This is a genomic window from Nisaea sediminum (genome assembly GCF_014904705.1).
GTDB lineage: Bacteria > Pseudomonadota > Alphaproteobacteria > Thalassobaculales > Thalassobaculaceae > Nisaea > Nisaea sediminum.
On the sequence record NZ_JACZCQ010000003.1, the window covers coordinates 357,015 to 381,181 of the forward strand.

Sequence of the window (24,167 nt, forward strand, 5' to 3'; positions counted from 1 at the left end):
TTCGTCGAATACTTGTTCGACCGATCAGATAGGAAGTCCATTGATGCCTGTCCGGCATGGGACAGTCAACGGATCGGGACCTACCGCCGTCCAACTCTCCCGCGCGTGCGCGGCACTGCGGCCAAATGCCCGACACCCCACCCTTGCTCCCTCCTCGGGGAAGACTAAGCTCTGGCCGCACATAGGAGATTTGAAAGGCTTTCCGGATGAGTGGCATCACCCGCCGCGATCTTCTGATCGGCTCCGCCGCGCTTGCCGGCGCTTCGGGCCTGACCGCCCTTGCCGCGCACCGGGTCTTCGCCGCCGTCGACGAGCGTATCGAGATCAGCCGTCTCACCCACGAAATCGTGAAGGGCAAGCCGACACCGGACATGATGAGCTTCGCCGCCGACGGCCCGCCACCGGTGATCCGCATGCGCCAGGGCGAACGCTTCGCCGTCGCGGTCGACAACCGGCTCGGCGAGGACACCACCGTGCACTGGCACGGCCTCCGGATCGACAATGCGATGGACGGCGTCCCCTATCTGACGCAGGACCCGATCAGGGACGGCACCAGCTTCCGCTACAACTTCACCCCGCCCGACGCGGGCACCTTCTGGTACCACCCGCATTGCAACACGCTGGCACAGATGGCCCGCGGGATGACCGGCATGCTGGTGGTCGAGGACGCGGAGGATCCGGGTTTCGACCGTGACCTGCCGCTCAATATCCGCGACTTCCGGATCGGCAGCGAGGGCCAGTTCCTCGAATTCTACAAGGCCCGCAACACAGCGCGCGGCGGCACGCTCGGCACGGTGAACACGGTCAACTGGCAGGTCGATCCGGTCTACGACCTCGCGGCGGGCACGCTGGTCCGCCTGCGGATGGCGGTGACCGACCTGACGCGGGTCGCGCATTACACGGTGAAGGGTGGAGAGGCGCGGGTCATCGCGCTCGACTCCCATGCGCTTCCCGTTCCCTTGGCCGCAGAGAAGATCGAGATGGGACCCGGACAGCGCGCCGACGTCACGCTCCGCGTGCCCGATCGCGAGGGCGAGGAGGTGGAACTGATCCTTGAGCGGCCGTCCGGCCCGGTCCGCCTCGCCCGCTTCCGCGCGACCGGCACGAGCGCGAAACGGCAGCTCGCCGAGCTGAAGCCGCTCGCCCCGAACCCGGTCGCCGAACCGGATCTCGCCAATGCCGAGCTGCAGGACTACGTCTTCGGCTGGGCGCCCGGCGGCGATGCCCCGGCAAACCCGATCTGCGGCAGCCTCGGCTATCTCTTCTGGTCGATCAACCGGGTCGCGTGGCAGGGCGACTTCCCTGATCCCCTCGCTCCGCTCGGCCTGATGAAACAGGGGAAAAGCTACATCCTGCGCCTGCGCAACGAGACGCCGTATGACCACCCGATCCACCTGCACGGCCTGGCCTTCCGCCTGCTCCGCTCGAACAAGCGGGAGATCCAGCCGCTCTGGACCGACACGGCCCTGCTGCGGGCCGAGGAAACCATGGAAGTCGCCCTCGTCGCCGACAATCCCGGCGACTGGGCCTTCCACTGCCACGTCATCGAGCACCAGAAGACGGGACTGGCGGGGTTCCTGAGGGTGGAGGCGTAGGTAAAAGAAAAGGCGGCCGAAGCCGCCTTTTCGCTCGCCCTGATAGCAGGATCAGCCGTTCAGGCCGCCCATCAGCATGTATTTGATCTCGAGATAGTCATCCATGCCGTATTTCGAGCCCTCTCGGCCGAGACCGGACTCCTTGACGCCGCCGAACGGCGCCAGCTCGGAGGAGAGGATGCCCTCGTTGATCGCGACCATGCCGTATTCCAGCGCCTCGGCGACGCGCCAGACGCGGCCGAGATCGCGGGCATAGAAGTAGGAGGCGAGACCAAACTCGGTGTCATTCGCCATCTCGATCACCTCGTCCTCGGTCTTGAAGCGGAAGAGCGGAGCGACCGGGCCGAAGGTCTCCTCGCGGAAGATCGCCATGTCGCGGGTGGCGCCGGTCAGCACGGTCGGCTCGTAGAACAGCGCGCCGATATTGCTGCGGGAGCCGCCCGTGGCCACCTTGGCGCCCTTGGCGACGGCGTCCTGCACATGCTCCTCGACCTTGTCGACTGCGGCTGCCTCGACCAGCGGGCCGAGCACCACGCCCTCGTCGAATCCGTTGCCCATCTTCATGGACGCGGCGGCTTCGGCGAAGCGCTTGGCGAACTCGTCATAGATGCCGTCCTGCACGAAGATGCGGTTGGCGCAGACGCAGGTCTGGCCGGCATTGCGGTACTTGGAGGCGATGGCGCCCTTCACCGCTTCCTCGATATTCGCGTCGTCGAAGATGATGAGCGGGGCGTTGCCGCCGAGTTCCATCGAGACCTTCTTCACCGTCGATGCGGACTGAGCGATCAGCTTCTTGCCGACCTCGGTCGAGCCGGTGAAGGTGATCTTGCGGACGATCGGGCTGTGGGTCAGTTCGTTGCCGATGGCGGACGAGCTGGCGCCGCAGACCACGTTGAAGACGCCCTTCGGCACACCTGCGCGCTCCGCAAGCACGGCGATGGCGATAGCCGAGAACGGCGTCATCTTGGCCGGCTTGGAGACGAAGGTGCAGCCCGCCGCAAGCGCCGGAGCCGCCTTGCGGGTGATCATCGCGTTCGGGAAGTTCCAGGGCGTGATCGAGCCGACGACGCCGACCGGCTGCTTGATGACGACGATGCGCTTGTCGGCGGCCATGGCCGGAATCACGTCGCCGGTGATGCGCTTCGCTTCCTCGGCGTAATACTCGATGTAGGAGGCGCCATAGGCGATCTCGCCCATGGCCTCGGCCACCGGCTTGCCCTGCTCGGCGGTCATGATGATCGCGAGGTCCTTCTGGTTCGCCATCATCAGGTCGAACCATTTGCGCAGGATGGCGGAGCGCTCCTTCGCCGTCTTCTTGCGCCAGGCCGGCCAGGCCGCGTTCGCGGCCTCGATCGCGCGCCGGGTCTCGTCGGCGCCCATGTCGGGGATGGTCCCGACCAGCTCGCCGGTCGCCGGATCCGTGACCTCGACCTTGCCGCCGCCATCCGCGTCGACCCATTCGCCGTCAATATAGCACTGCTCCCGGAACAGCGACGGATCCGCGAGTTTGCTTCTGATATCCATGAGAGTGCTCCTTACCCTTGTCATCCGTCCGCGACCCTCTCCCGGTCCGCGGCGGCGGTTGGCGGATACTAGTCCCGGCTCCTCAGCTTGAGAAGGTGCCGCCGGGACACTGAAATGATTTCGAAACGCGGGTTTTGCACGCCGGATCAGGCGACGTGTTCGCGCACCGTGTCCGCCTGTCCAGCAAGCTGAACGCTTCCGAGCCGCCCAAGCTCCGGGACAGGACGCGTGATCCCCGCGAGCCGCATCATGTGCCAGGCCAGAACCTGGTTGCTGCAGAGGAACGGCTTGCCCGTGCTGCGCTCTGTCTCCGCGATGACGCTCGCCGCACGCAGGTTCGTGCAGGAAGCGAAAATTGCCTCGACGGTATTATCGCGCGAGAGATCCTCCGCCGCTTCCCTGATCGAGGAAAGGGCGATGCGGGCAACGACGCGCTCCTCCTCCTGGCCGAACACGGTCGCCGCGACGAACGGCATGCCGCTCTTCTGCATTTCAGCCTCGAGCGCATCGGTGACCGAACGGATATAGGGGCTGACGAGGCCGAGCCTGGAAACGCCGAGCGCCCGTGCCGCGGCCTTCAGCGCCGAAAGCGGATTGGTGACAATCGCTCTCGGATGAATGGACTGGACGAGTTCGGCCACCCGCGCCTCGCCGAGCACGGTCGAGGCCGAGGTGCAGCCGTAGCCGATCACGGCAAGCGGCGTGTCGTCCGGAAGCAGCGCCGCTGCGCCCGGGATCCGCGCCGCCATCTGGCGCAGCGTCTCCGGCGTCACGTTCGGCGCGCTCTCGATGCGCGTGTGATAGAGCGCGATCGAAGGATCGGACGCGAAGCGCCGGAAGTCCTGCTCGATGGTCTCGTCGGTCTTGAGGACGATCAGGCCGAGCCGATGGCGCCAGGGAAGGTCCGCATCGATCTCAAGATCCCTCATTTTGCTCTCCTCGTCTTAGTGTGAGGTTTGAACATGGACCCTCGCGGAGATCGGATCAATGGGTGCGGGCGGACCGCCCGTGGCTCAGGTGACGACCGGAATGTCGCGCGGCGCGCGGCGTGTCAGCAACTCGGCGCCGCCGTCGCGGATCACGATGTTCTCCTCATGCACCATCATCAGCCCCGGCGCGTATTCGAGACCCGGCTCGAGCGTCAGCACCATGCCCGGGACGAGTTCCGTCCGGTCGCTCGCTGTGATCGACGGCCATTCGGTCAGCACCGTACCGAGCCCGTGGCCGATGCGGCCGACATTGCCCGCCCCCGCGCCGTCTGCGGAGAGCACGCCCGCCATGGCATTGAAAAGGTCGGCGCAGGTCGCGCCCGGCCGCGCTGCTTCGAGCCCCGCCTCCGTCGCCGCGAAGACCGTGCGATAGGCGCGCGCCACCGCGTCCGACGGCACGCCGATGGCGTAATTGCGGTCGAAATCGCAGAAATAGCCGTCATAGAGCGTGCCGGTATCGAGGATCAGCACGTCGCCGTCCTGCACCTCCCGTTCCGAAGGCGGCGAGATGATGTCGCCGTAGCCATCTGGCCCGGCGCCGCCGACGAGATAGGAGACATCGTCCGCGCCGGCCTCGAGGCAGGCGATCTTGAAGCGGCGGAAGATCTCCCGTTCGCTCATACCCGGCGCGAGCCAGCCGGACCAGTCCTCGAAGACGCCCGAGACGATCTCGCAAGCTGTCCCGATCTTGGCGATCTCGGCCTCGGACTTCACGATCCGGAGCGCCCGGACGATGCCCGCATCATCGCGGAACGTTGCTCCGCCAAGCAGGCCGCGCAGCCTGTCATATTCCGCGAGCGGCAGGCGGAGATGGGTCTCCGGGCCGGACGGGATGCCGATCCGCGGCGCCTCGCCAGCGAGCTCCCGCACCGTCTCCGCGAGGAGCGACAGCCCCTCGTCCGCCGGATTGGGCGAGGCCCAGGTGCGAATATCCTCGATCCAGGTCCGCTCCATCGCCGGCGCACCGATGCCTGGAATGACCGCGACCGGCTTCCCCTCGGCAGGCACGAGCAGGAACCAGGGTCGCGTCGGGCTCTGCCAGAACTGGGTCAGGAAGCCGCTGAAATAGCGCACGTCCGGCTCGGTCGTGAGCAGCAGAAGGTCGAGCCCGGCCGCCGCCATCTGCCGCTGCGCGCGCTCCAGCCGCGCCCCGAACTCGGCGGCGGGGAAACCGCGCTGCGCGCTCACGCGGCGAGATCGCCGACGATGGATTTGTAGATCTCGGGATCGGTCGCGCCCTCGCTGCCGATCAGCAGCACGCGGCTCTCGGGGCCGAGCCCGATCCGCTCCTTCAGCTCCGGGTGCGCCGCCACCGCCATCAGGCCGAGCAAGCCGGCGACGCCGGACTCGCCGGCGGTGACCTTCGCCCCGGCTTCGCCGGACGCGAGCAGGCGCATGGCCGGGCCGACGCCCTCCTCGCCGACTGTGACATAGTCGGAGCAGCCGCCGGACAGGATCGGCCAGGCGACGAGCGACATTTCCCCGCAGGAGAGGCCGGCCATAAGGGTTTCCTCGTGGATCGGCACGATCGCCGGCTTGTCCTGCCGCGCGCTCTCGATGGCGCATGCCGCAAGATCCGGCTCGACGATCACCGTGCGCGGCGCGGCGGCGCCGAGACGCTGCCAGAAGCGCGCGACCATCGCGGCGGCGAAGCCGCCGACACCGGCCTGCACGAACATGTGGGTCGGCGCGGCGTCCGTCTGCGCCAGCACCTCGCTCGCGATCACCGTGTAACCCGCCATCACGTCGCGCGGGATGTCCATGTAGCCCGGATAGGAAGCGTCGGAGACGACGAACCAGCCGTTCGCCTTGGCCTCCCGCTCGCAATGCTTCAGCGATTCATCGTAATCGCCCGCGATCCGGCGAACCTCGGCGCCGAAGCCCTCCATCGCCGCTTTCCGACCCTCGCTGACCTCGGCATGGATGAAGATGACACAGCGGCAGCCCGCCATCTGGGCGCCCCAGGAAACCGAGCGACCGTGATTGCCGTCGGTGGCGCAGGTGACGGTGAGATCCGTCAGCGCGCCGGCATATTTTCCGGAGCGGATGTCCGCCAGCGCGGCGTCGCCGTGGCCCTGTTCCACCAGCCATTTCCGCGCCAGCAGCATGACCGCGTAAGCCCCGCCCAACGCCTTGAAGCTGCCGAGCCCGAAGCGCGGCCCCTCGTCCTTGTAGATCACGGAACCGACGCCGAGATGCGCGGCGAGCCCGTCGAGTTCGACCAACGGCGTTGCGGCATAGCCCGGCCAGGAAGAGATTTCGGCGAGCGCCGCCTCCGCCATCGCCGTCGGAAAGCCGGCTTCCAGCGCCGATGGCCAGACGCCCCCAAGGGTCGCGTGCGATGCGTGCTGGCGCAGCAGCTCCGGCGCCGTCAGTTCCCGTTCGATCTTCACCTTGGCCGCCCCCTCGTACCCAAATCCGAGGTTAAGGCCCTACTCCACCGTCACACTCTTCGCAAGGATTGCCGCCGAACCGCTCTTCGGCCTCGGATCAGGCGACCGCGGCCGTTTCCTCCGGATATCCCCTGGGAGAAGCACCAACCTGGAAGCGGGAATCGAAGCTGACACGATTCCGGACGAGGTTACGTTCCGTATAGGTCCTGTGGATCGAAGTCTTGTCGAACACCAGAATATCGCCAGGCTCGAAAGTCGGTCTGACCATGAAAGGCGCGAAGTATTCGACGGCATCTTCAAGAGGAACCGGGTTGATGTATTGCCCCCGCTCTCTGACAAAATGGATCGGGTGATTGACGCGGACGGGCAGAACCTCAAGCCCCGGGGCGATCCCCGGCCCGCACTCGACGAACGGCATCCAGATCGTGAACCAGTCTGCATTGTCCGCGTAGACGGGGTAGTCCTGATGCAGCGAGGTCGGCTTGGGATCCGACGGCTCATGCCACTGAAGCAGCCATTGACCATGTTTGTGGGGCTTCCATCCCTTTCCGCCCCACCGGCCGAGCGCTTGCAGAACATGTTTACCGATGGACTCGCCGTTTAGAATTTCCAGAAGACGCGCCTGGACCGACTCAGACGCTTTTTTGAAGCCGACCGAACTCCTGTGCTCTTCCGCCATGTACTTGCGGAGCCATGGCTCGAGATCGGTTATCAGACTGTCAAAACCGGTCTGGGAGAGGGCCCCCCGCAAGACCGTGCCGCCAAACGTCTTGTAAGCGTGGCGCGCAGCGTCCTCCGCGTCGGCGGGGACGTCGATATCGCCGGCGCGATCATCGACCTGGAGTTCCAGATCCGCGACCCGCCTGTCTCCCCGTGCTCTCGCCATCTGCCAGAGGCGAAAGCGCGCCGCCACGTGGCCGGGGTCGAGTTCGAGGGCCGTTTCGTATTCCCCGACGGCGGACCGAAGGTCGCCGAACTGCTGTTCGTACATCCCCGCGACATAGTGAGCCTCGGCAGATTGAGGGCGAATCCGCTTGCATGCCTCGACGGCTGCCTTCAGGTCTCCTGCACGGACATATTCCACAGGCGTGTCCAGCCAGACGCCAGCGACATTCATCCATGCATCGAAGTCATTCTCGTCCAGCTTGGTGAGAATGGACATGACCGTCACGGCATTCGCCGCGAGGTCGGGATTGGTCCAGAGACCGCTGTAGCCTATCAACGTGTGACCCAGCGCATATACGTCCCCGCGGGTCAGATAAGGTGACTGGATCATCGTCGCGAAAAGCGTGAGCGCCGGCTCCATGCGGTCCGTATGGAGCAGGTGATGGCCGATCGCACGCACCGCACGCGCGGAGGCATCCGACAACCCGCCGGAAACCGCCGCGCCGACCGTCGTCAGCACCGTCTGGTCGTCCAGAGTGTCGATGCAGGCGAGCAGCTCTGCCGCGCCCCCCTCGGCGAAGCTGGTGATCAAATCCTGAATTCGGTTCATGCCGTTCATCCTGTTGCCGCGCTCTGATGCGCGCGCCACGCTCCCGAGAGGAAAAGTTCCGAATTCCGTCGATGCTCCGGCGCAAGTTGAGCACCGGCTGTTTCGACGGATCGCTTCAGATAGGAGAGGTAGAATTCCATCACCTGGTCGCGATGGACCCGCAATTTCACGGTCATGGTGCACAGATAGAGCAATATTTCGGCCAACAAGGGGGCAAGGTCCGGTCTGGACTGGAGGCATGCCTCCAGCAACGGCGCCGGGCCGGAATATCTCTGCAGAAGGTAGCAGGCCGAGAGCGCTCGGCGCATGGCGTCCTGCAGCCGGGCCTCCGCTCCGGCTTCCTGAGCCGTGCCGGCCGATGCTTCAACCGCATCGCCCACCGCCGCTACGACGTCCGAAATCAGCGCATCGCTTCGTTCCAGGATCTCGATCCTGTCAAGCAGCAAGCCGAGATTGTCTGCATCCGACGCCTGCGCCCGGTCGATCCGCGCCTCGGCGACATCATGAAATCCGGCGGCACTCGCCGCCATCGCCACGGCCCAATCAATGGCCGGGCCCTCTTCCCCTGTATGCTCGCGGCTCAAGGCATCGAGCCCCGCCGCCAGGACCGGATCATCGGAAGCGGCTCCGTCCGGGACGAGTGCGCGAACGCATTCCGGCGAATGGGGCGGGAGCAGCGCCAGCGCAACAGACGCTTCTCGCTGAAGCGCATCGTCGCCGGTTTGCTCCGCCAGAGCCTTCAACGCTTCCCAGGATTTGAGGCGGTAGCAGTCGTTCTTCAGGATACGCCGGAAATCCTCGACCCGCCCTCGGCCGGCCTGAAGCGCCTGAAGAGCCTCCGCTTCAAACGCGTCGACGGTGAGAGAGGTCTTCTGCCATACGCCGTACCCGTTGTTGTAGGGCTGCGCATAGACCTCGAAGGACCCGAGCAGTTTCCTTCGGAAATCCCGATACCAGACCTGTTTGATGCCTTCGCCCGAGTCGAGGCGAACGTCATGCCAGACCACCAGACCGCCCTCCCGCAACAGAGGGAGATACATTTCCGTGTCTTGTATGACACCGTCGACACTGTGATCGCCGTCGATCAGCATGAAATCAAATTCGGGCGACACGGCGCGGACGGCTTCCAGCATTGCCGGATCGTGCGAATCACCGATCTGAAAGCTGATATTCTCGAGGGCACGGATCCGTGGGTCGACGAGTTCGTCCGTGATGTCGAGCGCGACCACGATGCCGTCAGGACCGACGATCCGGCTGAACAGCCCGGTTGTCCCGCCTTGAGCGACGCCGATCTCGAGCACTCTCTTCGGCTGCAGCGCGATCAATTGCTCGATGAGCCAATGTATTTCCGACGTCGTTTGCCAGCTGACATCAAGAATGTCTTTGAACTCGGAGATATCGACCTGCATTGGCACCACAAATTCTGGTTACAAATCCAAGGCGACCGTAGCACACGAGCAGGTAGTGTTCCCGCACTAAAGTCCCGCCCTCACCTCACTCCACCGTCACGCTCTTCGCAAGGTTTCGCGGCTGATCGACGTCGGTCCCCTTCTCCGCCGCGGTGAAATAGGAGAGCAGCTGCACCGGGATCGTGTAGAGGATCGGCGCCACCATCGGGTCGCATGCGGGCAGCTCGAAGGACCAGCTCGCGAGGTCGCCGAGCCGGTCGATCCCGCTCTTGTTGGAGAGCAGGATCACGCGCCCGCCGCGGGCCCGGACCTCCATGGCGTTGCTCGCCACCTTCTCGAACCAGGGGTCCATCGGCGCCACCATGATCACCGGCACGCCCTCTTCCAGAAGCGCGATCGGCCCGTGCTTCATCTCGCCGGCGGCGTAACCTTCGGCGTGGATGTAGCTCAGCTCCTTCAGCTTCAGCGCGCCTTCCATGGCGATCGGATAGGAGAGGCCGCGGCCGAGATAGAGCACGTCGCGCACCTTGGAGAGCTCGTGGCTGACCGGCAGGTAGCGTTCGGTCTCCTTCAGCACCTCGCCGATCTGTGCCGGGAGATGCACGAGACTGTCCATCACCTTGTCGAGTTGCTCCGCCGGCGCGCTCTTCCGCCGGCGGGCGAAATCGACCGCGACCGTGAGGAGCGCGACGAGCTGGGTGGTGAAGGCCTTGGTCGAGGCAACGCAGATCTCCGGCCCCGCCAGCGTTTCCAGCACCACGTCGCTTTCCCGCGCGATGGTGCTCTCCGGCTGGTTCACCAGCGCGACAATATGCTGGCCGCCCTCGCGCGCATGGCGGAGCGCCATCAGCGTATCCAGGCTCTCGCCCGACTGCGAGATGAAGAGCGCGGCGCCGCCTTCCGGCATCACCGGGTTGCGGTAGCGGAACTCGGACGCGATATCGATCTCGACCGGAATGCGCGCCAGAGTCTCGAACCAGTATTTCGCCACCATGCCGGCATAGAAGCTCGTGCCCGCGGCGACGATGGTCAACTTCGGCAGCGTCGCCGGGTCGAACGGCAGCTCCGGCAGGGAGATCGAGCGGTCGGCGCTGCGGTAATAGTGGAACAGCGTGTAGCCCATCACCTCCGGCTGCTCGTGGATCTCCTTCTCCATGAAATGCCGGTAATTACCCTTGCCGATCAGCGCGCCGGTCGCCTCGGTCAATTTCACCGGACGCTCGACCTTCGCGCCTGTCTCGTCGTGGATCTCGGCCCCGGCGCGGCGGATCAGCGCCCAGTCGCCATCCTCGAGATAGGAGATCTTGCGGGTGAAGGGCGCGAGCGCGAGCGCGTCGGAGCCGATGAACATCTCCCCCTCGCCATAGCCGATGGCGAGCGGCGAAGCGCGGCGGGCGCAGAGCAGCAGGTCTTCCTCGCCGTCGATCATCAGGACCAGCGCATAGGCTCCCGTCACCCGTTCGGCAACCTTCTCCATCGCCGCCTCTGGCGTCAGCCCGTCCTCCAGCAGCTTGTTGAAGAACAGCGCGACGATCTCGGTATCGGTCTCGCTCTCGGGCACGATCCCGGAGGCGGCGAGCTCGGCCGCCAGTTCCTGGAAATTCTCGATGATGCCGTTATGGACGATGCTGACCCGCCCGGCGCGGTGCGGATGGGCGTTGTTCGCCGTCGGCGCGCCGTGCGTCGCCCAGCGGGTATGGCCGATGCCGATGGCGCCGCCGAGCGGGGAGGCGTCGATATTCTTCTCGAGATTGAACAGCTTGCCTTCGGCCCGCCGCCGCTCCGCCGGACCGCCGTCGAGCGTCGCGACGCCCGCGGAATCGTAGCCGCGATATTCCAGCCGCTTCAGCGCGTCGACGATATGTTCGGCCACCGGCCGGTTCGCGATCATTCCGATGATGCCGCACATGAGCGGGCGTCCCTTCTTCTCAGGTGTCTTTCTTCTTGGCGGCCTTGCGCGCCGCCCGCGTCTCGCGATAGCGCACGGCCGCGCCCGGCGCGACTTTGCGCGTGCCGCGCACCGCCACGATGTCGTTCGCGCCGACATCTTCGGTAACCGTGCTGCCGGCGCCGACCAGAGCCCCCTCGCCGATCCGGACCGGTGCCACGAGGGCCGTGTTGGAGCCGATGAAGGCACCGGCGCCGATCTCCGTCAGGTGCTTCTCGAAACCGTCATAGTTGCAGGTGATGGTGCCGGCGCCGATGTTGGCGCCCGCGCCGACCTCGGCGTCGCCGACATAGCTCAGGTGATTGGCCTTCGCGCCGTCGCCGAAATGCGCGTTCTTCACCTCGACGAAATTGCCGACATGCACGCGCTCACCAAGTTCTGCACCGGGCCGGAGCCGTGCATAGGGCCCGATGCGCGAACCGATCCCCACCGTCGCGCCTTCCAGATGCGAGAAGCTCTTGATCTCGACCTTGGGGCCGATCTTCACGCCGGGACCGAAAACGCAGTGCGGCTGCACCACGCTGTCCTGGCCGATCACCGTGTCGAAGCTGAGGAAGACGGTCTCCGGCGCGACCAGCGTCACGCCCTCGTCCATCACCCGGCGGCGCAGACGGTCCTGCATCTTCGCCTCGGCGGCGGCGAGCCCGGCACGGGAATCGACGCCCATCGTGTCGACCGGATCGATCCAGACGACGCCTGCCTTGCGGCCTTCCTCATGCACGAAATCGAGCAGGTCGAAGAGGTAGAACTCGCCCTGCGCATTATGCGGCTCCAGCCGGTCGAGCCAGTCGAAGAGCCGGCTGCCGTCGACCGCGAGCGCGCCGCCGTTGCAGAGCTTGATATCGACCTCGTCGCCCTTCAGATCCGGCGCCTCGATGATCTTTTTGAGGTTCCCCGCCTCGTCCAGCACCAGCCGGGCGTAGCGGCCCGGACTGTCGAGCTCGAAGCCGAGAATGACGAACGCCGCGCCGTCCGGGCCCTCCGTCATCGCCACCATCTGGCCGAGCGTTTCCGGCGTCAGCAGCGGCGTGTCGCCGAACAGCACGAGCACGGTGCCGGTGAAACCTTCCAGCTCCGCCTTCGCCGCGCGCACCGCGTCGCCTGTGCCGCGCGGCGGATGCTGGATCGCCGTCGGGATCGGCGCGATGCTGGCCGCGACCGCGTCCTGCCCGGGCGAGAGCACGACGACCCGGCGCGCCGGCTGCAGCGGTTCCGTCGCCGCCAGCACATGATGCAGCATCGGCCGCCCGGCGATAGTGTGCAGGACCTTCGGCAGGTCCGACTTCATCCTTGTGCCCTTGCCCGCGGCAAGGACGACGACGGCGACGGGATCGTTCATGACTCAACTGCGCTGCGTGTGAAGAACAAGGGTTAAATCTGCATGCGAAAATGCCATAGCGCCCCCGGCCAAGACAGTCACGTTTTCTTACCTTTCACAACAACTTGCCGTCCGGGCGGGCGACGCTCCCTCATCTGGTATCCGCACCATGAAAATCGGGCACCGCGAAGGCGCGGCGCCATGCTATAGGCGAAGATCACCCGCAACCGCTCCGGCCGCGTCCCATGTCCCGTAAACTCTCCGCCATCGTCTTCGATCTCGACGGCACCCTGATCGACTCGGTGCCCGACCTTCACGCCGCCGGCAACATGCTGCTCGCCGAGCGCGGGCTCGACCCGATCGACCTCGCCACCGCGCGCTCCTTCGTCGGCGACGGCGGCCAGGTCTTCGTCCGGCGCGCGCTGGCCGAACGCGGCGTGACGCTCGAGCCGGAGGCCCTCACGGCGGCGACGGAACGTTTCATCGCGCTCTACGAGGCCCATGCGAGCGACCGCACCCACCCCTATCCGGATGTACCGGAAACGCTGGAAGCGCTGAAGGCTGCCGGATACCGCCTCGGGATCTGCACCAACAAGCCCGAGCGCGCCACCCACAAGGTGCTCGCCCTGCTCGGTCTCGACCATCTCTTCGAAGCCATTGTCGGCGGCGACACGCTCCCGGTCAGGAAACCCGACCCGGCCCATCCGGCGGCGGTGCTGGAGCGGCTCGGCATTGCGCCCGAAGCGGCCTGCATGGTCGGCGACAACGAGCACGATTCCCATTCCGGCCGCGGCGCCGGCATGCCCTTCATCCTGATGACCTACGGCTATGCCCGCACCCCGCTCGACGAGATCCCGGCGAGTGCCCGGCTCGACCGTTTCCGCGATTTGCCGGACGCCCTCGCATCACTTGCTTGACAGGCGGGATCGGGCCCCTTAAGAGAGCCCTCCACCAAGCGACGGGCGCGTAGCTCAGCGGGAGAGCACTGTCTTCACACGGCAGGGGTCGCTGGTTCAATCCCAGCCGCGCCCACCATTGGTTCTTCACGCGTCATAGATCCGAAAGTCGAACCTGCCTCAATTGAACCAGTGGCAGACGCTTTTGCAATCAGAGTTCAATTTATCCGCCGGCACAGCCCTCGGATGACGCGATTATCCTGACGACGAAAAGCCGCAATTTTGCTATCCTCAATTGTCCCCTATGATTCGTAATTTGATTGCAGAGTGTAGCAGCGGAACACTTAGAGACGCCTCAGTGAAATAAATTAAGAAAATACCGAGGATCAAAATGATATTAAAAACAAAAAAAAATATTTCTCAGCACAATATTCCACAACTCCTAATATATTTTGTTTTTTTATTAATAATAATTAGATCAATTCCATTCATTGCCTCATCAATATTTATAGGATTTTTCTCGTTTGGACAATTTCTTGATTCAGGAATTGAAAGAAATGAAACAATAATAGGAAGTATTATATCATTAATTGGAATATCTATTTATTTTCTTTACGCATTTTACGGACTCAAAGGCATTACTCGTATCTTAGAATCGCCGAGCCCTTTAGATAAAATTAATTCCAGAAAAAGTGAATTCATACTTTTTATTACATTCTCTTATCTTTTTCATATCGCGCCATACGGAATATCTCCCATCGAAAATGCATTACATGATACTGGAATACTTCAAATATCTAATATTGCCCCCGAGTATCTTGTTGACATACCCATTCTATTTATCCTGGCAAGTTTCAACGAAAAAATTCGGGCATTCATAAAAAAACTATCATCACTTATTGAAAATCACACACAGACAAACACAGCAAGAAAAAGACAAAAAACCAACGACACCAATAATCGAAGTGAAAATTATATAATAAAATCAGATCCCGTTTCAGATAAATTGCGACAAAGAGCACTTTATTCAAGAATTTCTGCATATATTATACTTATATTTATAGTTGCCTTAATAATAGGCCTTTCAGCTATAATATTGAGAACCCTTCAAGAAACGAGCCTTGCCGCACCCACGAGTGGAATTGGACGACTAATTCAAGAAGAATCTGATGTTAGGGAAAAAATAAATAACGCTTCCCTTCAACTTTCTGAAGCATTCCATTCAATCGGTATTTCATCAGAAATTAGTGGATTGGGTGATATAGGATCTGGCCCCGTCCCGCAAATCAACTATTCATATATTTTGAAAGATATGAATAGCAAAATAAAAGAAGAAGAAAAAAATGATATAAAATCACTTATACTTCGATATAACAATCTAGCCGTCTCATTGTCGGCAATAATTGAAAGACGGGCCAATGAAAAAAGCACCGACCAATCCGTATCTGATAGAAATTTCTTTTACTCTGCAGCGCAATCAACGCTTGTACGAATAGGATTTGCCATCGTAATACTTTATCTTGTAGGGCTTCTTTTTAATCTTTACAGATATATAACTCGGCTAGCGGCTGCATATGATTCTCAGGCCGATGCAATTGAACTGATCGTCTACGATTCTGAAAAACTAAAGACTCTCGTGGAGGCTTTATCGCCCGAAGCTTATGATTTCGGTAAACCTCCGAACACCCCTATGAAAGAGGTGTCTAGACTATTAGCTGCAGCTAGTAACATTAGGGGAAAAGCAACAGAAAAATGACAATTTCCGCTTTGACTTTCCAGATTAACCATACCGTAAGGTCAGCCAAGACAGATCTGCCTATGCCATTCCAGCATCATCCATCTGGCGCCGCCCCTGCTTGAGAAACTTTTCCTCGCTCGGCGGAAAATCTCTACAGCACTAAGCAATGAGAGTCCGCAAAATGCCCCGTTCCGTCGCAATCTACGAAAAGACCATCGAGAGACTGGCGCCCCGCCTTGAGTCTCTCGATCTCGACATCACGCTCATCCCCTTCACCGCGGCCGGCGAGTACAGGATCGGCGGCAAAACGGTTCCGCCCGAAGAGGCCGATATCGATTACCTCTGGCTCAGCCCGGACCTGAGTTTCGACAAGCTGGTCGAGCCCGCGCTCAAGATGGCGCTCCGCACCCGCTCCATCGGCGTAATGCAGACCTTCAATGCCGGTCTCGACAATCCGCTCTACAAGCAGATCGGCCAGAGGGGCGTCCGGCTCTGCAATTCGGACGCGCAGGCGATTGCGATCTCGGAATATGTCATGGCGAACGTGCTCGCCGCGTTCCACCCGCTGGAGCGGCGCCGGGAGCTGCAGGAAGCCAAGACCTGGGAGAAAACCCCGTTCCGGGAGATCTCGGGCACGAACTGGCTGATCTTCGGCTACGGCCCCATCGGCCGCAATATCGCGCGGCGGGCGCGGGCCTTCGACGCCAAAATCTCCGTCATCCGCCGCTCTCCGGGCGCCATCGAGGGCATCGACCGCGTGGGAACGCTCTCCGACATCGACGCCTTCCTGCCCGACGCCGATGTCATCGTGCTCGCCTGCGCGCTGAACGACGAGACCCGCGGCATGGCGGGGACACGGTTCTTCGAGGCCGCCAGGGAGGGAAGCCTGCTGGTCAATATCGGGCGCGGCGGCCTGGTCGTGGATGCGGCGCTGATCGCGGCGCTCGACAGCGGCCGGCTCTCCCGCGCCGTGCTCGATGTCTTCCACCAGGAGCCGCTGCCGGCCTCCGATCCGCTCTGGGCGCACCCGAAGATCACCCTGACCGCCCACACCTCCTTCAACGGAAGCGGCGTCCGGGCGCGCTGGGACGAGCTGTTCTTCGACAACCTGCCCCGGTTCCTCCGCGGGGACGCCCTGAAGAACGAGGTTTCGCCGGACACGCTCTGACGGTCCGGACGGCGCGCCATCGCGCCGCTGAAACGGGTATATTCAGCGCGCATGCGCTTTGTCGGGATCACGGGAGGAAGAGATCATGCTGTCGCCTGAAGGACGGGTCATTCTGGTTACCGGAGCCAACCGGGGCATCGGGCTGGCGATCGCCAAGAGTCTTGCCGCGCGGGGCTACACGCTCAGTCTCGGTGCCCGGCGCCCGGAGACCATCCCGCTCGCGGAGATCGGCGGCGATCCGATGGTGCATCACTGGGACGCGGAGGCGCTGGAAACGTCGGCTGGCTGGATCGAGGCCACGATGGCCCGCTACGGGCGCATCGACGGCGTCGTGCTGAATGCCGGAATCGAGATCGGCGGCTCCCTCGAGCACGGCACGGAAGAGGAATTCGACAGGATGTTCTCGGTCAATTTCAAGGGGCCGCTCTGGCTGGCGCGGGCCGCGCTGCCGCATCTGAGAACCTCCGGCGCCGGCCGGGTGATCAATATCGCCTCGCTTGGCGGCAAGCGCGTGCTACGGAACGAGATCCTCGGCTATTCCGCCTCCAAGTTTGCCGCCATGGCGCTGACGCAGGCCATTCGCCAGTCGGGCTGGGACGACGGGGTCCGGGCGACGTCGGTCTGTCCGGGGCTCGTGGAAACCCGGATGACGGAGCACATTCCGGCGCCGGAGGGGCAGTTCAAGATCGAGCCCGAGACGATTGCCGAAACCGTCGCCTACGCGCTCTCTCTGCCGAACAGTGCGACGGTCGCCGAGATCCTGGTGAACAGCAGGTACGAGGCGATGCTCTGACGCGGATCTCCCGGATCAAGGGACCACGCCCCTGAACTCCCCTCAGCCCTCGTCGAGATGCGCCATGATCCGGGCGCGCACCTCCTCGGGCTGGGCATTCACCGCGCCGGCGAGGCGCTGCAGTTCGCGGCGGAGGCCGTGGAGCTGGTCGAGCAGCGGCAGGACCACGTCCAGCGCCTCGTCGTCCATCGCGAGCTCCGTGCTAAACTCGAATATGAGCCGCAGGCGGGCCACGTCGATTTCCCGGAAGCGGTAGCCGCCGCCGGCGCGCGCCGGGGCGAGCCAGCCGCGCTCGATCCAGAGATGGAGGGTCTCGCGGCGGAGGCCCGAAAACAGATCGAGGATCTCTGTTTCTTCCCGCATGGCTCAGCCCTCCGTCCCTTTGCGCGGATCGTAGGCATGGGTTTTCGCCCAGTCCGCCAGAAAACTCTTCAAGTCCTCGTCCGGCTCCTCCGGCAGCCGGACCCGCAGCGTCACCACCTCGTCGCCGGCAGGCCGTCCGGCCGAGGCGGGCACGCCCTTGCCGCGCAGCCTGAGCGTATCCCCGGAATTGGAGCCGGGCGGAACGGTCATGGTCACGGCGCCGGTCACGGTCGGCACGCGGACCTTCGCACCGAGCACGGCCTCGTGTAGCCCGATCGGCAGCTCGACATGGATGTTGTTGCCATGGCGGCGGAAGCCCGGATGCGGTGCGACATGCACCTCGACATAGGCATCGCCCGCCTCGCCGCCGCCATATCCCGGCATGCCCTGGCCGCGCAGCCGGAGCACCTGTCCGTCATGCAGGCCCGGCGGGACGGTGATCTCCAGTGATTTGCCGTTCGGCATAGTGACGCGCTTCTTCGCGCCGTTCACCGCCTCGAGGAACGGCACCTCGATGGAATAGCGCGCATCGCCGCCCCGCATCCGGAACTCGCCCTCCGGACCGCCCCTGCCGCGCGCGCGGAAGAGGTCGGAGAAGACGTCGCTGATATCCTCGTATCCCGCGCTCGAGCGGTAAGGGTGCTCCCCGCCCGCCTCGGCATATTCGCGGTAATAGTGCCGCGGCGTCTCGTTCCCCTCGGCGTCGATCTCGCCGGCATCGTACTGCCGCCGCTTCTCGGGATCGGAGAGCAGGTTGTTGGCGGCCTGGATCTTCTTGAAGGTCTCCTCGGCCGCCCGGTCGCCCGGATTGAGGTCGGGATGGTATTTCTTGGCCAGCTTGCGATAGGCCTTCTTGATGTCATCGCCGGAGGCGTCCCTTGAGACGCCCAGCACCTCGTATAGATCGTCCGCCACGGCAAAACTCTCTCTCTTGAACCGAACTCTCAGGATACATCATCCGCAGGAGCCCGCCACGGATCGGCGACGAGGCGCCGCACCCTCTCCCGCTATCGGGGATACATCGCCGCACTCGTTCCGAATTTTCCGTAGCCCTCAGTCCCATCGGCTTCATACTGTCCTCAAATAAGAACGCGCCGTCTGAAAACAATCGGCGCCCCCAAGGGAGGACCAACCGATGCTGACCCCGGATCAGATCGCCTTCTACCGCGAGAACGGCTACCTGATGGTCGAGGACGCGGTCACCACCGAGCAGCTGGAGAAGCTGCGCGCGATCACCTACGACCTGATCGAGAAATCCCGCGCCGTCACCGAGAGCGGCGACGTCTACGATCTCGACGAGGGCCATTCGGCCGAGCGCCCCCGCCTCACCCGGATCAAGCTGCCGCATCTGCGGCATCCCTATTACTGGGAGGTGCTGAAGACCTCCCGCATGACCGAGGTGCTGACCGCCCTGCTCGGCCCCGACACGGCGCTGCAGACCAGCAAGCTCAACACCAAGGCGCCCGGCGGCGGGGCGGCGGTGGAATGGCACCAGGACTGGGCCTTCTATCCGCACAGCAACGACGACATGCTCGCCTTCGGGCTGATGCTGGAGGATGTCGACCAGGCCAACGGGCCGCTGCAGGTGATCCCCGGCACGCACAGGGGCCCGGTGCTGTCGCACCATTCGGCCGAGACCGGGCGGTTCTGCGGCGCGGTCGATCCGGACGATCCGCTGTTCGACGTCGGGAAGGCGGTGACGCTGACCGGCAAGGCGGGCTCGATGACGGTGCACCATGTCCGCACCCTGCACGGCTCGGCGCCCAATCTCTCGGACCGTAACCGGCTGATCCTGTTCTACGAGTGCCGCGCCGCCGACGCCTGGCCGCTGGTCGGATCCGCGAGCTACGCGAAGCTCGCCCAGGCCGGCGGACAGGCGCTCTGGGATCATTTCGCCGAGCACATCATCACCGGGCAAATGACGATGGAACCGCGCGCCACGGCGGTGCCGATGCGCCTGCCGCTGCCGCCCGCGCCCGATGCCGGCTCGATCTTCAAGACGCAGAAGAGCGGCGGCGCGCGCAGCGTCTTCACCCCGCGCGAGAGGAGTCCGGCATGAGCATGATGGAGAGCGCGGCCGCTTCCACCGTCGCAGAGACCTTCGCCCGCGACGGCTTCGTCTGCCCGATCACCGTGATGTCCGCCGGGGAAGCCTCAGACTACCGCCGCCAGCTCGAGGCGGCGGAGGCCGAGTACGGCGCCGACAAGACGTTCCGGAAGATGCTCCGGCGCTACCCGAACCTCGTGCTGCCCTTCATCGACGAGATCACAAGGCGCCCCGAGATCACCGACGTGGTCGCCAAGATCCTCGGCCCGGACCTCCTCGTGCTGGATGCGCCCTTCTTCATCAAGGAAGCGAGCACCAAGAGCTTCGTTTCCTGGCACCAGGACCTGCATTACTGGGGGCTGGAGACAGAGGAGGAAGTGACCGCCTGGGTCGCGCTCTCACCGGCGACGGCGGAAAGCGGCTGCATGCGCTTCGTCGCCGGCTCGCAGAACCGCCGGGTCGATCACCGCGACACCTATGCCGAAGACAATCTGCTGACCCGCGGCCAGGAACTCGCGGTCGAGGTGGACGAAAGCGAGGCGACGGACGCGGCGCTCCAGCCGGGGCAGATGTCGATCCATCACGGCCGGGTCTTCCACGCCTCGCATCCGAACCGGACGGGCGACCGGCGGATCGGCCTCGCCATCCGCTACATCCCGGCGCGGGCGCGGCAGACGGAGGGCGGCAACATGGCGGCGATGCTGGTGCGCGGCGAAGACCGCTACGGAAATTTCCGCGCCTGCCGGCCGCCCACGGGACTGATGACGGAGGCGGATATCGCGCACTGGACAGAGATAGCGGGTGCCAGGAACAAGGTGATGCTGGGCGGAAAGGCGGGCTAGCGTCTGCGGGTTCTCGACGGCCGGTCCGCAAGAACCACGAGAACCGCAAGATGGGTCACGGTTCCCGCCGCGTTGCCGAGGGGCAGGACGACCTCGTCGTGTTTCACGATCTCACTGTTCGGCCCCACATATTCGACCGGCTCGCGCACCGGCTCGCGCGATACGACAGCCTTCCGGAACATTCTGACAAGCGGACCGTCGGGTTCGACATGATCGAGGCTCAACAATGTCCGCCCGGTATAGTTCCCGAAAAACACCGACCGGACCCTCTCGCCGATGACCCGGAAACGGAAATCGCGCCCCTCATCGAGCACATCGAAGAACAGGATATGGGGAAGAAGCCGGGGGATATCGACCGGGTCGAACGACGTGCGCAAAGGGGCGCCAGGCCCGTCGTGAAGGCTTTCCCAATAGGAGATCGCTTGTTCGATGATATCGTGCATTGAGACCATTACCGGCATACAATTCTTATCAGGGAACGGCAATCTAGTGACGGCGCGTTAAAAAAGCCGTAACGGACTCAGCTGAGAGCGAGGCCAGCCCGAGCAACATGATGGATTTCAGGATCGATCCGGAGCGGCGGCTTATCGAGATCCGTCTAGCGGGAAAGCTGAGTCTTGATCATACGCTCGAAACTCTCACGGTCTTGCGGACCGACCCGCTCTACGACCCGCGCTACTCCCAGCTGGTCGATTGCCGCGAAGCCGAATTCTCCGAGATAACGCCGGACGCTCTGAAAGCCTTGGCGGACAGAAACCGGAGCGCATCCGATCGGGTGGTCGCCTTCGTCTGCCGTGACGACGTCGTGGACGATCTGCTGCGACTCTATACCGCCTATCTCTCACTCGAAGGTGGCAAGAGAACCATCAGCATCTTCCGTGACCCCGCCAAAGCGCTCGCATGGATCGAGGAGACGCGCGCAACCGGTTGATCTTCGGCGGATGACCGAAAGGAGCCTCGTTAATCAGAACAGGCCAAGCAGCGTCTGCGGACGCTGGTTCGCGATGCCGAGCGTCTGGACAGTAAGCTGCTGCCGGATCATGAACGAAGATCCATGCAGGCGAACGAAACCGATTGGCGACCGTATCACGCCGCTGGTTTCGGCGCCGTCTTTCGCGCAATGACCCAGACGCCGTGGACGATGCCTGGGATATAGCCGCAGATCGTCAGCAGGATATTGAGCCAGAAATGCAGGCCGATCCCGACGGTCAGGAAGACGCCGACCGGCGGCAGCAGGATGGTAAGGATGAGGCGGATGATGGTCATGGCACGTTCCGTCCGGAAATTGATCTTGAGTTGATCATAGCACCGGTCCGACCGATTGCGCGCCGTCCGGTTACCCATGGGCCCGGCGGTGAAGGTCCACGGCGTCGCCCTCGGCATGGTCGACAGCGCGTCCGTCCGCATGCCCGCCTCCGGCGCCACCGGTTTCATGACCGAACAGACCATTCCCTTCGATGGCAGCCGGGTGATGCGCTGACGGCACGAGACCGACCACCGGGCACGGTCTTGCCAGACGGACAATGCCGTCGGAAACTCCCGTCATCACGTGCCGGTCCGGCGATAACAAATTAAAAACATGGCGAGGAATCGATGAGCAAGCGGTGGAAGAACCGCCCCGAGGGATCGACCTGGGGCGATTTCGGCGAGGATGACGAGCGCGGCCGGATCAATCTGCTGACGCCGGAGAAGGTCCGCCAGGGCATCGCCGAGGTGCAGACCGGCGAGACCTTCTGCCTTTCCCTGCCGCTCGACTATCCCGGCAAGCGCCTGCTCAACCCGCGGCGCTTCCCGCCCCGCCATTTCGCCACCTCGCGCGGCGGCCTGGCAAATTTCAACTTCCCGCTCGGGATGAACGACCCGCGCCTGGTCGACGTGGTCTCGGACGATTCCGTGCTGCTCTGCCTGCAATACTCCACCCAGTGGGACAGTCTCTGCCATATCGGTGCGCGCTTCGATGCCGACGGCGACGGCGAGGCGGAGATCGTCTACTACAACGGCTGGCGTGGCGGTGTGGACATCGTCGGGCCGACCTCGGAGCAGCCCGGCAGCGAACACACCCGCTACGAAGGCACCGAGGCGAAACGGCTCGGCATCGAGAACATGGCCGAGACCTGCGTGCAGGGTCGCGGCGTTCTGATCGACATCGAGAAGCATTTCGGCCGCGAGCGGACCTACATCACTTACGACCAGCTCATGCGCATCATGGAGGCCGACAAGGTCACCGTCGAGAAAGGCGACATGGTGCTGCTGCACACCGCTTTCTCCAAGGTCATCATGGACCTCGAGAAAGAGCCGGACGAGCACACGCTGCACCATGCCTGCTGCGTGCTCGACAGCCGGGACGAGCGCCTTCTCAACTGGATCACGGACAGCGGCCTCGCGGCGCTGATCGCCGACAATTACGGCGTCGAGGACCCGCATGCGGAGATCCCCGAGGACGCGACGCTGATGATGCCGCTGCACCACCATTGCATCTTCAAGCTCGGCGTCCCGCTCGGAGAACTCTGGTACCTGCACGATCTCGCGCTCTGGCTCCGCAAGGCGGGCCGCTCGCGCTTCCTGCTGACCGCACCGCCGCTCCGCCTGCCCGGCGTGGTCGGCTCGCCGGCGACACCTGTCGCGACTGTCTGAACAGGCGCCATTCCGCTGGACAGCCGGCGGCGATCGCGATCAAGTGGTTGCCGCCGGAAATTGCGGACCGATAAAGGACGCCCGGCTTCGGGAGAGGGCGCGGCGGGAAGATGACGAACGACCGTTTCGGGGCGCGGGAAGACGCCGAAGGCACGCGCGCCGGAATCGGCATCATGCTCGTGGTCACCTTCGTCTTTTCGGTGATGGATACCATCACCAAGATGGCGGCGCAGATTTATCCGGCGCCGCAAATCCTCTGGATCCGGTACATGGTATTCGCGAGCGTGACCGTGGCGAACGGACTGCACAAACGCGGACGCTATCTCTTCGTCACGCGCGCGCCGGTGCTGCAGATTTCCCGCGGCCTGCTCCTTGCCGGCGAAATCCTCGTTTTCATCGTCGCCTTGCGCCACCTGCCGCTGGCCGACGTGCAGGCGATCGCCGCTGCCGGACCGCTGATCACGACAGCGCTCTCGGTCCCGCTCCTGCGTGAGCAGGTAGGCATCCGGCGCTGGAGCGCGATCGGCGTCGGTGCGATCGGGGTGATGATCATCATCCGTCCGGGCTTCGCCGCCTTCGACCCGATGCATCTGGTGCCGCTTTTCGGCATCGCGCTCTATGCGGTTTATCAGGTGCTGACACGCCGGGCCGCGCGCTATGACGATGCCTCGACCACGATCCTCTATACAGGCGTCACCGGACTGTTCGCGATGACCTGCGTCGGCCCCTTCTTCTGGGTCACGCCCGACTGGTTCGGGCTGCTGATGATGGTCGGGATCGGAGTCCTCGGGCTGACCGGCCACGGGCTGCTGATAAAAGCCCTGTCGCTCGCGCCCGCGAGCGTGCTGCAGCCACTGAACTACCTGATGCTGCCCTGGGCGGTGCTCTGGGGCTATCTGATCTACGATCACCTGCCCGATCTGGCTACGGTGATCGGCGCCGCCATCGTCGTCGCCAGCGGCATCTACACCTTCCACCGCGAGCGGGTGGTGCGCCAGGTCGGCTGAGCGAACCG

Annotated in this window: 24 protein-coding genes and 1 tRNA gene; 12 read left to right on the forward strand and 13 right to left on the reverse strand. The window is 63.7% G+C overall.

From position 1 onward, the window contains the following. Window positions 1-206 precede the first annotated feature (206 nt). Window positions 207-1,595: a multicopper oxidase family protein gene (locus IG122_RS06755; protein ID WP_193181765.1), complete on the forward strand. Its 1,389-nt coding sequence runs from the start codon at window positions 207-209 to the stop codon at window positions 1,593-1,595. Window positions 1,596-1,646: 51 nt separating this feature from the next. Here the strand turns inward: IG122_RS06755 and IG122_RS06760 are convergent, their stop codons facing one another. The 8 genes from IG122_RS06760 to glmU all read right to left on the reverse strand — a co-directional run bounded on the left by IG122_RS06760 (window position 1,647) and on the right by glmU (window position 12,692). After that, a complete protein-coding gene (locus tag IG122_RS06760) occupies window positions 1,647-3,119 on the reverse strand; it encodes an NAD-dependent succinate-semialdehyde dehydrogenase (RefSeq protein ID WP_193181766.1) in 1,473 nt (490 codons plus the stop codon). Between the two features lie 146 nt (window positions 3,120-3,265). Beyond that, window positions 3,266-4,048, reverse strand: a complete 783-nt coding sequence (locus IG122_RS06765; protein ID WP_193181768.1) for a maleate cis-trans isomerase family protein — start codon at window positions 4,046-4,048, stop codon at window positions 3,266-3,268. Window positions 4,049-4,132: 84 nt separating this feature from the next. Next, window positions 4,133-5,296 (reverse strand): M24 family metallopeptidase, encoded by a 1,164-nt coding sequence (locus tag IG122_RS06770; RefSeq protein ID WP_319024832.1) that lies wholly within the window; start codon window positions 5,294-5,296, stop codon window positions 4,133-4,135. Then, window positions 5,293-6,501 carry a diaminopropionate ammonia-lyase gene (locus tag IG122_RS06775; protein WP_193181770.1) on the reverse strand — a complete coding sequence of 403 codons (1,209 nt, stop codon included), beginning with the start codon at window positions 6,499-6,501 and terminating at the stop codon, window positions 5,293-5,295. Before IG122_RS06775 ends, IG122_RS06770 begins: the two co-directional genes overlap by 4 nt. Before the next feature lie 97 nt (window positions 6,502-6,598). Continuing rightward, window positions 6,599-8,005 carry a tetratricopeptide repeat protein gene (locus IG122_RS06780; protein ID WP_193181772.1) on the reverse strand — a complete coding sequence of 469 codons (1,407 nt, stop codon included), beginning with the start codon at window positions 8,003-8,005 and terminating at the stop codon, window positions 6,599-6,601. Continuing rightward, window positions 8,002-9,405 (reverse strand): O-methyltransferase, encoded by a 1,404-nt coding sequence (locus IG122_RS06785; RefSeq protein WP_193181774.1) that lies wholly within the window; start codon window positions 9,403-9,405, stop codon window positions 8,002-8,004. Before IG122_RS06785 ends, IG122_RS06780 begins: the two co-directional genes overlap by 4 nt. A gap of 85 nt (window positions 9,406-9,490) precedes the next feature. Next, entirely contained in the window at window positions 9,491-11,314 is a 1,824-nt protein-coding gene (gene glmS / locus IG122_RS06790) for a glutamine--fructose-6-phosphate transaminase (isomerizing) (RefSeq protein WP_193181776.1), read from the reverse strand. Between the two features lie 19 nt (window positions 11,315-11,333). Beyond that, on the reverse strand, window positions 11,334-12,692 hold the full coding sequence (gene glmU / locus IG122_RS06795) for a bifunctional UDP-N-acetylglucosamine diphosphorylase/glucosamine-1-phosphate N-acetyltransferase GlmU (protein WP_193181778.1): 1,359 nt from the start codon (window positions 12,690-12,692) through the stop codon (window positions 11,334-11,336). Between the two features lie 224 nt (window positions 12,693-12,916). Between glmU and gph the strand changes: the two genes are divergently transcribed. The 5 genes from gph to IG122_RS06820 all read left to right on the forward strand — a co-directional run bounded on the left by gph (window position 12,917) and on the right by IG122_RS06820 (window position 17,266). Continuing rightward, window positions 12,917-13,588: a phosphoglycolate phosphatase gene (gph, locus tag IG122_RS06800; protein ID WP_193181780.1), complete on the forward strand. Its 672-nt coding sequence runs from the start codon at window positions 12,917-12,919 to the stop codon at window positions 13,586-13,588. Between the two features lie 43 nt (window positions 13,589-13,631). Continuing rightward, window positions 13,632-13,706, forward strand: a tRNA-Val gene (locus IG122_RS06805). 252 nt (window positions 13,707-13,958) lie between these two features. After that, window positions 13,959-15,323 (forward strand): hypothetical protein, encoded by a 1,365-nt coding sequence (locus IG122_RS06810; RefSeq protein WP_193181782.1) that lies wholly within the window; start codon window positions 13,959-13,961, stop codon window positions 15,321-15,323. Between the two features lie 163 nt (window positions 15,324-15,486). After that, window positions 15,487-16,473, forward strand: coding sequence for an NAD(P)-dependent oxidoreductase (locus tag IG122_RS06815; RefSeq protein ID WP_193181784.1), 987 nt, complete (start codon window positions 15,487-15,489; stop codon window positions 16,471-16,473). An 85-nt stretch (window positions 16,474-16,558) separates the two neighbouring features. Next, the gene (locus tag IG122_RS06820) at window positions 16,559-17,266 is read left to right on the forward strand and encodes an SDR family oxidoreductase (protein ID WP_193181786.1); all 708 of its coding nucleotides are present in this window, start codon (window positions 16,559-16,561) and stop codon (window positions 17,264-17,266) included. Window positions 17,267-17,308: 42 nt separating this feature from the next. On the opposite strand, the gene IG122_RS06825 is transcribed toward IG122_RS06820, so the two are convergent. Both IG122_RS06825 and IG122_RS06830 read right to left on the reverse strand, forming a co-directional pair. After that, the gene (locus IG122_RS06825; protein ID WP_193181788.1) at window positions 17,309-17,629 is read right to left on the reverse strand and encodes a chaperone modulator CbpM; all 321 of its coding nucleotides are present in this window, start codon (window positions 17,627-17,629) and stop codon (window positions 17,309-17,311) included. A gap of 3 nt (window positions 17,630-17,632) precedes the next feature. Then, the gene (locus IG122_RS06830; RefSeq protein ID WP_193181790.1) at window positions 17,633-18,544 is read right to left on the reverse strand and encodes a DnaJ C-terminal domain-containing protein; all 912 of its coding nucleotides are present in this window, start codon (window positions 18,542-18,544) and stop codon (window positions 17,633-17,635) included. 220 nt (window positions 18,545-18,764) lie between these two features. Between IG122_RS06830 and IG122_RS06835 the strand changes: the two genes are divergently transcribed. Continuing rightward, complete coding sequence (locus tag IG122_RS06835) at window positions 18,765-19,688, forward strand: phytanoyl-CoA dioxygenase family protein (protein ID WP_193181792.1); 924 nt, start codon at window positions 18,765-18,767, stop codon at window positions 19,686-19,688. Beyond that, window positions 19,685-20,518, forward strand: coding sequence for a phytanoyl-CoA dioxygenase family protein (locus IG122_RS06840; protein ID WP_193181795.1), 834 nt, complete (start codon window positions 19,685-19,687; stop codon window positions 20,516-20,518). The genes IG122_RS06835 and IG122_RS06840 overlap by 4 nt, the downstream gene beginning before the upstream one ends. On the opposite strand, the gene IG122_RS06845 is transcribed toward IG122_RS06840, so the two are convergent. Further along, on the reverse strand, window positions 20,515-20,961 hold the full coding sequence (locus tag IG122_RS06845; RefSeq protein WP_193181797.1) for a PAS domain-containing protein: 447 nt from the start codon (window positions 20,959-20,961) through the stop codon (window positions 20,515-20,517). The two genes, IG122_RS06840 and IG122_RS06845, sit on opposite strands and share 4 nt — an antisense overlap. A 110-nt stretch (window positions 20,962-21,071) precedes the next feature. Between IG122_RS06845 and IG122_RS06850 the strand changes: the two genes are divergently transcribed. Then, window positions 21,072-21,449 (forward strand): hypothetical protein, encoded by a 378-nt coding sequence (locus IG122_RS06850; protein WP_193181799.1) that lies wholly within the window; start codon window positions 21,072-21,074, stop codon window positions 21,447-21,449. A gap of 33 nt (window positions 21,450-21,482) precedes the next feature. On the opposite strand, the gene IG122_RS24295 is transcribed toward IG122_RS06850, so the two are convergent. Both IG122_RS24295 and IG122_RS06860 read right to left on the reverse strand, forming a co-directional pair. Continuing rightward, window positions 21,483-21,608 carry a hypothetical protein gene (locus tag IG122_RS24295; RefSeq protein WP_264299710.1) on the reverse strand — a complete coding sequence of 42 codons (126 nt, stop codon included), beginning with the start codon at window positions 21,606-21,608 and terminating at the stop codon, window positions 21,483-21,485. Further along, complete coding sequence (locus IG122_RS06860) at window positions 21,605-21,784, reverse strand: YqaE/Pmp3 family membrane protein (RefSeq protein ID WP_193181801.1); 180 nt, start codon at window positions 21,782-21,784, stop codon at window positions 21,605-21,607. Before IG122_RS06860 ends, IG122_RS24295 begins: the two co-directional genes overlap by 4 nt. Window positions 21,785-21,872: 88 nt before the next feature. Between IG122_RS06860 and IG122_RS24300 the strand changes: the two genes are divergently transcribed. The 3 genes from IG122_RS24300 to IG122_RS06870 all read left to right on the forward strand — a co-directional run bounded on the left by IG122_RS24300 (window position 21,873) and on the right by IG122_RS06870 (window position 24,159). Next, complete coding sequence (locus IG122_RS24300) at window positions 21,873-21,998, forward strand: hypothetical protein (protein ID WP_264299711.1); 126 nt, start codon at window positions 21,873-21,875, stop codon at window positions 21,996-21,998. 113 nt (window positions 21,999-22,111) lie between these two features. Then, on the forward strand, window positions 22,112-23,152 hold the full coding sequence (locus IG122_RS06865; RefSeq protein WP_193181803.1) for a cyclase family protein: 1,041 nt from the start codon (window positions 22,112-22,114) through the stop codon (window positions 23,150-23,152). A 110-nt stretch (window positions 23,153-23,262) separates the two neighbouring features. Then, complete coding sequence (locus tag IG122_RS06870; RefSeq protein ID WP_193181805.1) at window positions 23,263-24,159, forward strand: DMT family transporter; 897 nt, start codon at window positions 23,263-23,265, stop codon at window positions 24,157-24,159. The last annotated feature ends 8 nt before the right edge of the window (window positions 24,160-24,167 follow it).